Raw genomic sequence first — 13489 nt, 5'->3', positions numbered from 1 at the left:
ATGTTAGATCAGACGTTCAATATTGTTTCTGAAATTGATTTACCAAAATTTAAAATTAAAACCTCGGATGCTTTTACAAGAACACAATATTATGTAAACGTTCAGGTAGACTCTAAGCAGACACCTTATTTTATTATTTACTCTCCAGAGCAATATTTTGGGAAAACAATCAAGGTCGATCATCCAGCGAAGGTTAGAGCTAAAGATCTTGGTGAAGCGATGCCAATGGTCACGGACCCTACATATATATCATCCCACTTTGGTCAATTTAAACTAGAAATCAAGACATTATCTTTACAGTCTCATCAAACAAAGAGGAAAATTGAAAAGCCAGCATCAGAACAAACTGCAGTAGCAGTAGTTGTGCAGATAGAAACGAAAAAATATTACATATCAGCTATTGAAAATGCCGTCAATACTGGTGATGTAGCAAAAGCTCTAAGCTTATTAGATGAAGCGAAAATGTTGAATGTTGATGGTGCTCAGCAAGCATTTATTAAAGCCGTTAATGCCAAATAATTAAAAACTTAAGGTAAGCGTTATATTGGTATGTCATCGTTTTTATGGATGATTCTTATCCTAGATTTCTATATCCCTGATGGGCACTGAATGGTGTGGTTTCTGATATATAAGCTCCTTCATTGATGATGAAGGAGCTGTGGTTATACTAATCAACTGCCTTTTGTAAGTTTTGACTATGACGCTTGGTTTGAAGGTAGTCGTTCTGCTTTAAAGAATTATGCGTTAAATGCCAATTGGGATAAGTGAACTTTAATTTAGAGAGTTCAGGATAAGATGGAGCCACTACTTTTTTTACAATAATATCATTTCTGTTGAATTTAATATCATCAGTGTTTACATCTAGTATTATTTCCACGTTTTTTGTTAAGTCGCACTCAATATTTATTTGATAATTCCCCAACTCCAATATGAGATTCAATATGAGATCAGCCCTCAGGTATCGTGGATTGATCATATAACTAGCCTTACCATCGCGGCATTGCCAGTTGAAGTATAAATTCTCATCTTGACCATATGGGAGGGTCGCACTAAAGCTTGTCCAGCATGACGGTAGTTTCGGTGAAAGATTAATCTTATTTTTCGACAATTCTGGTTTAAAGCCTAGGTAATCTTGTTGAGCATTTCGTGCATATTCTGAAACAGACCAGGCTTGAGCATAGGTACCTGTTTCTATCAAGTTGTCTTCATCATGTTGATAAGCATCGAGGTTTTCACTCATTGTGCCACGATGTCCTTGCTGCAAAATTTGTTTGGCTAAGTTTTTGGATAATTGAAAAGCCAAATCTTGCTTGCTAAAACTTGTTAATGCACTGACGGTAAAACCAGCGTTCCAACCCCAAATCGTACCGTTATGGTATGCCGCATCTTTATGGTACTCAGAGCGATTATCATGGTAGGGGTGAAAATCTTCGTGATATTGCTCTAAGGAACAAATACCCCATGGAAATAAAAGATGATCAATGCTATTTCGAATAATAAATTGCCCAATTTCTAGTGGGAGAAAGGCTTCTGTCTGTGGGATAGATAGTACCATTAATTGATTTGGACGTACGCTATTATCTGGTATATCGAACTCTTTTAGATGATCAGCTAGTTGTTTTTTATCCTCATCCCAAAATTTTCTGATAAAACTCATCTTTAATTTTTCAGCTAATTTTAAATAATATCGATGATCTAGATCATTTTTATTCATTTCTGCCAGACGTGCCGCAACATGAAAGCTTTCAAATAGCAATGCTTGAATATCATTAGCTTTCGGTCCGCGAGGAGACCATGGAATTTGACCTTTGATTTTTGCATCCATCCAGGTATCGGGATGACGATGTTTTAGTAACCCATCTTCACTAAGATAATTACTTTCTATCCCATCAATAAATCGTTTTACAATCGGATAAATATCCTTTGCAAAAGCGATATCGCCACTGTAATTAATATATTCCATCACCTCCCTAATCATCCAAGGCGTACCATCGGTCGTGTTATATATTATGTCCGTTTTGCTCGTTACTCGATTGGGAATACGACCGTAATTGACTGAAGTATGATCTTGCATTTGCATGGAAGCAAAATTTTCAATGATTGCTCTGGACTCTGGAAATTGACCATTAATGAGACTTGTCCCAGATAAGGCTATGAACGTATCCCTTCCCCAACAGTCTTTGAACCAAGGTAAACCAGCCCATATACCAGAACCAAACTCTTGGTTCACAAATGTACGACTTGCCAATCTAGACCACATCACGGCTCGGTTATACTCCAGATCGTTGGTCCATAGATAATTACGTGTCAGAAAGCGATACAGATTGTTTTGAAAAATAATATTTGCATGGTTTTGCGCTGCGAGTTGAGCTCCTTTTATTGCCTCTGTTTTGGTGCTTTCAAAGTAGAGGTAAATGACTAATTTTTGGGTTGATTCAGTGGAACTAATCATCAGCTTTATATTAGAATCACTTAAACCCATTAATTTAGAGGTGGTTGCACATTCATCGGTTGCCATTTCTTTGGCAATAACGGATTGATTTGCGCTAATCGCAATAAAACGTGGTTCTTCGCTAACAGAATTTGCGTCATTTATTTCATAGATAAGGACGTCATCGATGCATTCAGGTTTGCTTGCATTTACTAATATATTAAGCTCAGGGAGTATGGCAAGAGATTGTTTGGACTCAGAGGTGATGGTGAGACAAGCAAGTCGTTGACCTTGTAATAAGCTCAAACATTCTACAGAAGATGTACCAACATAGTGATGTTCAATGCCAAAAGGCATCAAGCGGGCTTTACTGGCTTGTGTTTTATCATTGATGTTACCGTTTACAAATGACGCAAATTGACCTAAATACCAACCTTGAGAATGACGGTAATTACCGCTTGAGCTGAAGCCATAGGTATGTCCTTGATAATATCCATCCACGCCATCACTGAATACATAAGAAAATTTTGAGGTACTTTCTATTGCTAGATTTGAAAATAAATTTTCTAGCTCTAAAGTGCCATCAATTCTTGGTGTACTCGGTTCTACACCACCTATCGGCGTGAGCTCCTTACAAATGAGAAGGCGTGTTTGTGTTTGGTTTATTGAGGTAATTTGAGAATGTCTATATTTTGAAGTCATGACCGATACCTATAAAAAGGGGTACAGTAGACTGTACCCAAAGGTGAACATGAAAATTGTGCTTGTTGGGGATGAATTATTTCGTGATTTGTTTCGCTGCCATATCTAATGCTTCTTTGACACCTTGTTTTCCTTGCATCGCATTATCAATCGCTGCCCCTTCGGCAAACCAGTATGCTGTCATCTGTGGGATATTAGGCATAATTTCACCATTTTCGGCGTTAATCATAGTGGCTTTGATTCGCTGATCTTGTTCTAAGATTTTTTGAAACGATTTTAACGTTACTGCGCCAAGTGGCTTATCGTCATTCATGATTTTTAGTGCATCATCTTGAAAGACATAATTTTCTAAAAACTCAACGGCAAGATCAGTATTCGGGCTGGCCGAATTAATCCCAGCACTTAGAATGCCAACAAAAGGATTACCTTTGCCACCGTTTAGCGTTGGCAGCTCTGCAACGCCATAATTTATGCCTAATTTATCTAAATTACCCCAAGACCATGGGCCGTTTATCGTCATGGCCACCTCTCCTTTGCTGAATGCAGCATCAGAGACGGCATAATCCATGTTTGGGTTCAATACACCTTGATTAACCATATTAACTAAAAACTGCAGACCGTTGATTCCTGCTTCATTATTAACTCCGGTACTTTTGGCATTGTAACCCCCTACAATTTTTTCAAAAGCATAGGCACCGCCAGAGGAAATAACAGGCCAAGTAAAGTAAGCATTTTTAATATCCCACATAATGGCTTTTTTACCCTGTTTCTCCATTGTATTATGAATACTGACTAGTTCTTCCCAAGTTTTAGGCGGTGTTGGTAACAGATCTTTATTGTAAATAAGAGAAGGGGCCTCAATAGCAAGAGGATAGCCAACCAATTTTCCATTAACGGTAACGGCATCCCAACTGAAATCGACCAACTTTTCTTTAAATTGCTTACTTGGTTTGATTTCGTGAAGCAAGCCTGCTTCTGCATAGCCACCGAATCTATCGTGTGCCCAAAAAATAATATCAGGACCACTGCCAGTTGCAGCGTGCTGTTGGAATTTCGCTTCAAGCGATTCTGGATGCTGAACAATGATTTTAATTCCAGTATCTTGTTCAAATTGTTGGCCTATTTGCGCTAAGCCATCATAACTTTTATCACCGTTAATCCAAATGGTGATTTCACCTTCTTGCATCGCCATCAGTGGTGCCGCCATTAAAGTGGCCAGTGTACAGATAGACAGATTCTTAATTGAATTTTTCATCACTATTTCCTGTTTTACCTAGGCCCGAAGCGAATATGGTACGCATGAGTCCTTGAGTGTAAGTCCTGTTGAAAATATAACGGCTTTTGCTTGCAATAAGAAATAGATGAAAGTGAGTTTGATATAGATTCTATCAATATCATTGCTCTAATATTGATAGAATGTAACTACGGTAGATAACACGGTGAGTTTTTCTACTCTCAAAAGTGTGAACCAAAACAAAAACTATTGTTGTAATGCCCGCTTTGTGTGTCGGAAGCCTATGTTATCAAGGCTTTAGTCCACACTGATCTTCAATAATTTGTTTAGTAGGGTGTTAGCCTTCATAAGGAAGAGGTATACTTCGTTAGTATTTCAATAAAACTGGTAATTTTTGGGTCAGCTATGCCTTGTTTAATATAAATTCCTACATTACCTTTTTTCTTTTTGTTGATGGTTAATGTTGCAATATTTCTTCTGGCCATCCAATGGCACATTTTATCGCTATATGGCATTACAGCGTTAGCCATCTCTAATATATCTATGCTAGCAAATAAAGAATCGACATCATAGATGGCTCTTTTACTCTCTCTTTGTTCCGTATATTGTTTAGCCAGTGATGCATGTTCAGCCAACATTGTACGATGTCGAGAATGATCCGGCGTGACGCGGATGAGAGGGTATTGGGCTTGTTCAATCAGAAGTTCATCATCACTTTTTTTTGTATTCAATATCGGATGGCTTGAACATACAAAAAATGCTTCTTGGTCTCGGAACAAAGGTTGGAAATGGACTTTACACCTTTCGTGTAGATCTTGAATTTCATGGCCAATAAAGAGGTCAATATCTCCCTGCACCAAATGATGGATCAAAGAAAGGTTATTGCCAAATTCCAAATGTATTGAACAATTAGGGGTGTTTTTTTGATATAGGCATACCGTATCGCGAACAAATAATTCCCACCACGCTTCCCCAGTGCCAAGCTTTAATTTTCCTTGATGTCTCTGTTGCATATCGGTGAACTGATGTAACAGTTGTTGCTGCTTTTCTTGTTGCTCCTGCACATACTCCCTAAATAGTTTGCCATAAGCGCTGAGCTCTACACCTTTTGAGCGGCGAATAAATAGCTCAACTCCAAGTTCATGTTCAAGCTTTTTAATTGCTGTGGTGAGAGATGGTTGACTGATATGCAGTTTCTCTGCGGCTTGCTTAATATTATTTTCAATCGCAACCATCAAAAAATATCGAAGGGATTTATCCATGCTGTTTTATCTTGTCTTCTGCTTATTGCTATCATGTTTGGCATAAATCACATTTTAGGTGATGTTTTTTTAATCTCTTTGCATGCAGAGAGGCCTAACTATAGTGATTTTTCTTATGATATAGGTATTGGCTATATCATATGGGGAATGTTCTATTGTTACTTTGCGTCAGCTCTCATTATGATGAGCAATAAATTAATTTACAAAAAGGCAATATCATGGAACCCAAATGGTGGCATAGCGCTGTGGTATACCAAATATACCCGCGCAGTTTTTACGATTCTAATCACGATGGTATCGGCGATTTAAATGGCATTATTAGTAAGCTTGATTACCTTGCAGAGTTAGGCATTAACGTTATTTGGCTATCTCCTGTTTATCAATCTCCAATGGATGATAACGGTTATGATATTTCTGACTACCAAGCAATAGCTCAAGAGTTTGGTTCCATGGAAGATATGCAGCGTTTACTGAGCGAAGCACAAAAACGCAATATTAAGATAGTGATGGATCTTGTCGTTAATCACACATCGGATGAACACCAATGGTTTTTACAAGCGAAGCAATCGCGAGACAATCCGTATCGAGATTACTACATTTGGCGGGATGCAAAACCGGATGGCAGTGTACCGGATGATACAGGGTCAATTTTTGGTGGCAGTGCTTGGCACTGGGATGAGCAAACGCAGCAATATTACTTCCACCTTTTTTCTAAACGTCAGCCAGATCTGAATTGGGAAAACCCTAAAGTGCAGCAAGAAGTGCACAGCATGATGAACTGGTGGATTGAACAGGGCATTGGCGGTTTTCGATTGGATGTTATTGATTTAATTGGTAAAGAAATTGATAAGGGCATTACTGGTAATGGCCCGCGCTTGCATCCGTTATTACAGCAAATGAATGCCGCCACCTTTGGTAATCAAGATCTGCTGACCGTGGGAGAAACTTGGGGAGCCACACCAGACATTGCAAAACTGTACAGTGCGCCGAGTCGTCGTGAGTTATCGATGGTTTTCCAATTTGAACACATCACTTTGACGTGGGAGCAGGGTGACAAATGGAGCCCTATTCCGTTAGATCTTAAGCAGTTTAAACAGGTATTAACCAAGTGGCAGATTGAGCTTGCCTATCAGGGTTGGAATTCATTATTTTGGAATAATCATGACCTACCACGCGCTGTATCTAAGTATGGTGATGACAAACGCTACCGAGTTGAATCTGCGAAAATGTTGGCAACGAGCTTACACTTTCTGAAAGGCACGCCTTATATTTATCAAGGCGAAGAGATTGGTATGACGAATGTGGCCTTCGATTCACTCGATCAATACCGAGACATCGAGACGTTAAATTTTTATCGTGTGAAGACAGAATCGGGCGTTTCTCATCAGCATATGCTGGATGCTATTCATCAAAACAGCCGCGATAACGCTCGAACGCCAATGCAATGGTCAGCGGATAAACACGGCGGATTTACTCAAGGTTCTCCGTGGATAGAGGCGAATCCTAACTACCTAAAAGTCAATGTTGAACAAGCGCTCGCTGATGAACAATCGATTTACCATCACTATAAAAAGTTAATTGCACTGCGTAAAAAACACCTGTCCATCGTCTATGGATCGTTCACGCCTTTATTTGAAGAACATGACCAAGTGTTTGGCTATGTGCGTGAGTACCAAGGTGAGCAAATTGTCGTGGTCAGTAATTTTTCATCGGCCACGGTTTGTTTAACAATACCCGAAAAGTTTCAATCGAGAGCGGTGGAGTGTTTGAGCTCTAATTATCAAGAGATTGAAAAATTAGAAGAAAACCTAGTACTCGAGCCTTATCAATCCATCGCGGTTTTGATGAGAGAGTAAAGTGAGTGGCTCATTTTTGATCTGGAATGAACGCAGCGATTTGGCTGCGTTTTTTCATTCATTGACCCAAATCGGAATCTATTCCTCAATTAGTGTGATTGTGCGTAACACTCTTGAAAAGAGTACGGTACTATCTTAGTGCTAAGGCTATGTGGCTTAATTAATCCACGAGCATTAGATATAGAGTGGCCTCTCTGTTTTGGATGAACGAATTTGACTGTTTCGTATGCTTTAAATGGTTCGAGACAGAATGAATGTGGTCAGACTTTTTCAAAGATTGAGAAAAATGGTCGATAATGAAGTTAATCAGCTAAATAAGATTTGAATCAATGAGCACTATTGGGATTGCCATAGGCGCAACCGGGTTATCACTTATCCTCATCTTCGTGTGGATGTTTTCGCTCTCTTTGCGCAAAAAACGCTTAGAGGAAGAGAGAAAAGAGAGAGAAATCGCTTATCGCAAAGCGATAGAAAAATCACGAGAACAAGAAAGACAAGATCGCTTGTTTAAGGCCGAAACAGGCCATGTGCCGACGATTTTGTATTTAGCGAAAGAAGCCGAACGAACCAACCTCAAAGAGGCGATGTACTGGTATGACAAAGCGGCAAATTATGACAATGTTACGGGAATGTATGGTGTTGTTCGGATTTGCCAAAAGTTTCGAGATGATCTGATTTTGCGGGAAAAAGAGAAGTTTTGGCAGACTTGTATTGCAGGAATTGAAGGTAACTTAACCGCAAAGTATGAAACTGGCATGGCCTATATTCATGGCCGTGGCGTGGAAGCGAATACTGCGAAAGGAGTCTCGTTAGTACAAGAGGCTGCGGAAGCGAATTTGCTCGACGCTGTGATTTTCATGGGGGATTGGTGTGTTTCACATGACAATATTGCGCCATCACCAGCGGATTCAACATTTTGGTATTCCAAAGCCGCGAAGCTAAATAGCCCGATAGGACAGATGAAACTAGGCTTGAATTACCTTAAGGGTGTTGGTGTCGCAATGGACCACAGTAAAGCTTGTTATTGGTTAGAGCGAGCTTCTGAAAAAGGTCATGTAGAGGCGATGTATCACGCAGGAGAAGCTTGGATAGATAAAGGTTCAAATGGCAATGCTATTGCTTATATTTGGTTATTTTTATCGGCTCATTTTGGTTTTGAACCGGCAAAGGTGCTAAGAGATCAAGTGGGCTCACGTATCGGTGTCGATTCTGTTGTGGGGTTGCAATCGTTGGCCAAACCACTCATGAAGAAAATCGGCGCGGGTACTGTAAGTAAACACTCAATTATTAAGGCGCTGAACAAGCTCTACAAACGTGGGATCCCTATCCCAGAGAAAGGGGAGTTGCCTGATGAAGACGATCTCTCATTGAGCGTAGTGGCGGATGCCTCCGAAGAGCGTTTGTCATCCAGCCCATCTGATGATCATGAGGTTCTAACGCGATTAGATTTCTCCAATACTTCAATGGACAGGTAATGTTGGATCGATAAAGTGGCTAAGCACTGTAAATAAAAGATCTCTGAAATGAAAATCCCCAGCGAATCGGCTGGGGATTTTTGTTGGTATCGGTTTTAGTGTATCGAATGATTATGCTGATTTATTGTGCTCAGCTTGGCAAACCGCAGCGGTGAAGACAACATCTGTGGAGCTGTTGAGCGCGGTTTCGGCTGAATCTTGAATCACGCCTATGATAAAGCCAACGGCAACAACCTGCATTGCTACGTCATTTGAAATGCCAAATAGCCCACATGCGAGCGGGATCAGCAGCAGTGAACCACCGGCCACACCGGATGCGCCACATGCAGAAACAGCAGCAACGATGCTCAGTAGCAAAGCTGTCATCAGGTCAATTTCAATACCTACTGTGTTTACTGCAGCTAGGGTGAGAACCGTGATAGTAATGGCGGCACCAGCCATATTAATGGTCGCGCCGAGTGGGATCGAGACTGAATAAGTATCTTCATCCAGTTTTAGTTTCTCACACAATGCCATGTTTACTGGGATATTGGCGGCGCTTGAACGTGTGAAAAATGCGGTGACACCACTTTCACGCAAGCACTGGAACACCAATGGATACGGGTTTTGGCGAGTTTTCGCGTACACAATGATTGGGTTGACAACTAATGCGATGATCAACATGGCACTGAGCAATACGAATAAAAGATTGGCATAACCAGCCAAAGATTCAAAGCCAGTCGTGGCAAACGTGGATGCAACCAAGCCGAAAATACCAAACGGTGCTAGGCGAATAATAAAACGCACAATTTGTGAAACGCCGTGGCTTAAATCTTCAAATACGGCTTTAGTTGTTGCTGAGGCATGGTGTAAAGCTAAGCCCAACCCAACAGCCCATGCCAGAATGCCAATATAGTTTGCACTCATTAGAGCATTGACTGGGTTATCAACCAGCTTAAACAACAGGGTATTAAGCACTTCAGCGATGCCTTGAGGAGGCGTTGCACCTTCTGCCCCCGCAACCAAGGTTAAGGTTGTAGGGAAGATAAAGCTCAATACAACGGCAGTAAGAGCGGCGGTGAAGGTTCCAAAAAGGTAAAGCACCACGATTGGGCGCATATAAGTGTGTTGGTTTTTCTTTTGGTTTGCGATGGACGCGGCGACCAAAATAAACACGAGGATCGGCGCTACGGCTTTAAGTGCGCCAACGAAAAGGTCGCCAAGTAGGCCGACGCTTTTCGCATCATCGGGTGAAAGGGTTGCTAATATCCCACCGAGAACGATACCGGCGAGTATTTGCAGAACCAAATTGCCACGCGCAAAACGGGCGAAAATATTGTTGCTTTGCATAGTTATCCCTGCAATAAATCGAATTACATCCTGCATGACCTAAATACTACGAAGCCATAGCATCGGTTATGGTAGACAAATAGAGTTATAGTGACATCAGTGAACTCCACTGAAGGGGGTAATGATATCTACGCGGGATATTGTGTCTAGAATTAATTGATAATCAGCACAAATAATTAATCAATGTGTGGAAATGCAATCGATTTTGAGTGAAATGTAAATAATATGTAGCATTTGTGGTGGTGGAATGATAAGCCTCTCGTCGGGATGTCTCGCTCTCGCCATTAGACTGGTCAATGAGCGTTTAGTGCGATGATAAAAGAGGGTAAGCCAACATCGCTCACCCTCTTCTTTTTAATGGTGTGCCATACCACTCATCACTTTTTTTACGGGTGCAGTAATGGTTTGCTGCTCACCATTGGCAAAGGTCAGTTGTACGTCAATCTTTTCACCTTCAACCAATGGTTTCTTCAAATCAAAAAGCATGATGTGCAAGCCGCCCGGTTTGAGTTCGACGTGCCCTTTGGCCGGAATTTTAAATTCAGTGACTTGACGCATTTTCATCACATCTCCTTCGGTGATTACATCATGCAACTCAACTTTCCCTGCCACATCGGTGTTGGCCGATACAATGAAACGGTCCGTTTCACCTTTATTCATGATTTGAGAAAATACTGCGCTGGTGGTGGCGGTTGGTGCGGTAGCACGTGCGTAAGGGTGATGTACCATTATATCTGTGTTCGCAAAAGCTAGTGGGCTAAGGGCAAGGCTTGCTAAAAAAAGAGCATTGAGCTTCATGTTATTTTCCTTGTGATGACGTCATTATTGTTTTGATGGCTTCAACAATGGGAGCCGGTGAAAGCGTGTGTGGGACTTTAGTGATTAATGTTCCATCTGGTTGTAAAAAGTAGAAGTAGGAGCTGTGATCTAATGTGTATTTCAGTTCAGATCCCTTTAATTCGGTTTTGCGGAAAATGACGCCATACTGATGCGCCAGTGGTGTTGTAATGTCTAAAGGAGCAGAAAGTCCCTCGATCATAGGGTGGAAATATTGGGCGTATTGATGAGAAGCATCAGCAGCGTCACGCTCTGGATCGAGAGAGATAAATAAAGGGCGCAGCTTTGCTTTGGTTACATCATCCAATTGATTGAGTGCACCTGCTAACATAGCCAGAGATGTTGGGCAGACATCTGGGCAGCGTGTAAAGCCGAAGTAAACAACACGTATGCGTTCATCTTTAGTATCAAAAATAGAGATGGGTTGATTTGCTTTGCCAAATAAAATCACCTCAGAAGATGAGCTATTACCGCTCTCTAAATCCATACTTTGCTGCGTATCAAAATAGGTTTTTATGCCAAAGCCTAATACAAACGCAACCACCAATGCCAGAGACCAATTTTTACTCATCTTTCCATCCTTATTGCCGGAAATACTTGGGTACGACCATCAGAGAGTTCGCCAATCCATGTCATTTTTTCAGTCGTGCAAACTGGGAGTACAATCTGTGCTGTGTAGAGCCCGTCTTCCTGCGGCGTCAGTATATATTTAGCGGTGCCCATCTCCATCTCTAGCCCATTGAGTGTGAGTGTGAGTTTACTTGCATTGGCTTGTGGCCATTCAACGGTCAGAGTGTTAGCCACCAAAGGTTGAGATTTATCGTGTGCCAATGTCATGACAACATCTCCTTGTCGACAAGGGGCACTCGACAACTGGCAATATCGATTAATATCTGGAGAAGAGTGTGCTGAAGAGAGCCAATTGAAAATATCGCTGCTAAAGTAACCCGCTAGCAGGGCTAGAACAAAGACGCCGATTTTGATTGCGTTGTGCATGGGGACAATCCAAGCGGTTATAAAACGCGAATGTTATCACAGCTATCTTTTTTCAGTGGTGACGAATGGATAAAATGTGCAACAAATCAATATAGTAAAGGTGAGTTTCCCCACCTTTTCTCATTCATGCTATGCGGTGTGATTTACACATCGTGATGTTTTGCATATTGCTCCAAGCCAAGCACGAGGGCAACAGCGCAAAGCATCAATAAAATGGCTACCAGCAGTTGCGAAGGCTGTGAAGTGATGGACTCAAATTCCAATGGAGAAAGGTTTCGCTGTAGTAAAGGAACGAGCTCGCCGTGAGAATTGGTTCGCCAAGTGAGCGTTTCTTTCCAAGGCCAGATTTTGGGTAAGGTACCGATCATTAATCCCGTAAGAAAAATTAAGGTCAAATCTCTAAATTGTTTGAGTAACCAAGATAATACGTGAGAAAAACTCAGTAAACCACCGACACATCCGAGTAGAAAGAGTGCCAAAATATCGGCTTGCATCTCTTTCACCGCGCCCAGTACCGGTGCGTACATACCAATCAGCAACAGGATAAAACTTCCAGAAATTCCCGGTAGAATCATGGCGCAGATGGCAATAGCACCGGCTAGAACTGTGTTCAGCGCTGTTGGTTCCATCTGCATTGGGTTAAGCACCGTAATACTGTAAGCAAACGCAACTCCCAGCAAAGCGAAGAGCAACCGAGAAAGTTTGAACTGCTCAATTTGTTTCATAATATGGAATACCGAAACCAGAATTAAACCGAAGAAGAATGACCAAATGGGAATAGGATGCGTGGCTAACAGCCAAGAAATGAGTTTAGCCAAAGAGAGGATACTGGTGAATATTCCCCCAAACAGTGCGAGCAAGAAGAAGCCATTAATATGTTGAAATGCAGCGGCTAACCCATCTCGTTTGACTATGCGCAATAAACTCGGGTTAATCCTACGAATGCTTTCAAGCAAAGTGTCATAGATACCAGTGATGAATGCAATGGTTCCACCCGAAACACCCGGCACAACATCGGCGGCGCCCATGGCCATCCCTTTTAAAAACGTACTGAAATAGTTCATTGAATCTGCATGATTAAGTGTATGTGCCGGAAGTATATAATGAAATAACTAAGAAATGCTTGTACAAAAGATGAGTGAGTGGTGCTGGCTTAAGGTGAAAAAGCGCAGAAAGTTAGTTTGTTTTATAGCAACTGGGTGAGTATTGTTTTGCATTCGTTTCGCATAATGCAATTTGCGTAATGCGAAAAAGTACTACATTTTGATGAATTAATGCGATGCATAGCTAAAAAGCAGACCTTTTTTAGTTGGCATACTTCATGCATAATACTATTCGACCCTTCTTAAAGCCGAGGGTCACCTAGC

General features: G+C 41.3%; 11 protein-coding genes. 3 read left to right on the top strand and 8 right to left on the bottom strand.

Going from position 1 to position 13489, the window contains the following annotated elements; translation table 11 throughout:
- On the top strand, window positions 1-519 hold a 519-nt coding region (locus tag AACT21_RS12010; RefSeq protein WP_254917228.1), incomplete at its 5' end, for a MalM family protein.
- Window positions 520-667: 148 nt separating this feature from the next.
- Here the strand turns inward: AACT21_RS12010 and AACT21_RS12005 are convergent.
- The 3 genes from AACT21_RS12005 to AACT21_RS11995 form a co-directional block, all read right to left on the bottom strand.
- Window positions 668-3133, bottom strand: a complete 2466-nt coding sequence (locus AACT21_RS12005; protein ID WP_094164486.1) for an amylo-alpha-1,6-glucosidase — start codon at window positions 3131-3133, stop codon at window positions 668-670.
- Window positions 3134-3209: 76 nt separating this feature from the next.
- Entirely contained in the window at window positions 3210-4388 is a 1179-nt protein-coding gene (gene malE / locus AACT21_RS12000; protein WP_026028892.1) for a maltose/maltodextrin ABC transporter substrate-binding protein MalE, read from the bottom strand.
- 323 nt (window positions 4389-4711) lie between these two features.
- Entirely contained in the window at window positions 4712-5629 is a 918-nt protein-coding gene (locus AACT21_RS11995) for a LysR family transcriptional regulator (RefSeq protein WP_094126682.1), read from the bottom strand.
- Window positions 5630-5847: 218 nt separating this feature from the next.
- Here AACT21_RS11995 and AACT21_RS11990 point away from each other — a divergent pair, with 218 nt between their 5' ends.
- Both AACT21_RS11990 and AACT21_RS11985 read left to right on the top strand, forming a co-directional pair.
- Window positions 5848-7485, top strand: coding sequence for a glycoside hydrolase family 13 protein (locus AACT21_RS11990; protein ID WP_094164485.1), 1638 nt, complete (start codon window positions 5848-5850; stop codon window positions 7483-7485).
- Window positions 7486-7814: 329 nt separating this feature from the next.
- Window positions 7815-8960 carry a tetratricopeptide repeat protein gene (locus AACT21_RS11985; protein WP_017045034.1) on the top strand — a complete coding sequence of 382 codons (1146 nt, stop codon included), beginning with the start codon at window positions 7815-7817 and terminating at the stop codon, window positions 8958-8960.
- Between the two features lie 111 nt (window positions 8961-9071).
- Here the strand turns inward: AACT21_RS11985 and sstT are convergent, their stop codons facing one another.
- The 5 genes from sstT to AACT21_RS11960 form a co-directional block, all read right to left on the bottom strand.
- Window positions 9072-10289: a serine/threonine transporter SstT gene (gene sstT, locus AACT21_RS11980; protein ID WP_026028166.1), complete on the bottom strand. Its 1218-nt coding sequence runs from the start codon at window positions 10287-10289 to the stop codon at window positions 9072-9074.
- Between the two features lie 354 nt (window positions 10290-10643).
- Window positions 10644-11087, bottom strand: coding sequence for a copper chaperone PCu(A)C (locus tag AACT21_RS11975; RefSeq protein WP_013868354.1), 444 nt, complete (start codon window positions 11085-11087; stop codon window positions 10644-10646).
- 1 nt (window position 11088) lies between these two features.
- On the bottom strand, window positions 11089-11697 hold the full coding sequence (locus AACT21_RS11970) for an SCO family protein (RefSeq protein ID WP_013868355.1): 609 nt from the start codon (window positions 11695-11697) through the stop codon (window positions 11089-11091).
- Window positions 11694-12122: a hypothetical protein gene (locus tag AACT21_RS11965; protein ID WP_094164484.1), complete on the bottom strand. Its 429-nt coding sequence runs from the start codon at window positions 12120-12122 to the stop codon at window positions 11694-11696. The genes AACT21_RS11970 and AACT21_RS11965 overlap by 4 nt, the downstream gene beginning before the upstream one ends.
- Window positions 12123-12265: 143 nt before the next feature.
- Complete coding sequence (locus tag AACT21_RS11960) at window positions 12266-13186, bottom strand: DUF368 domain-containing protein (RefSeq protein ID WP_094164483.1); 921 nt, start codon at window positions 13184-13186, stop codon at window positions 12266-12268.
- Window positions 13187-13489: the final 303 nt, after the last annotated feature.

Source organism: Vibrio sp. V08_P9A1T1, assembly GCF_963874405.1.
Lineage (GTDB): Bacteria > Pseudomonadota > Gammaproteobacteria > Enterobacterales > Vibrionaceae > Vibrio > Vibrio anguillarum.
The sequence above is the reverse complement of the archived record's forward strand: the minus strand, read 5'-3'. Positions and strand labels throughout refer to the sequence as shown.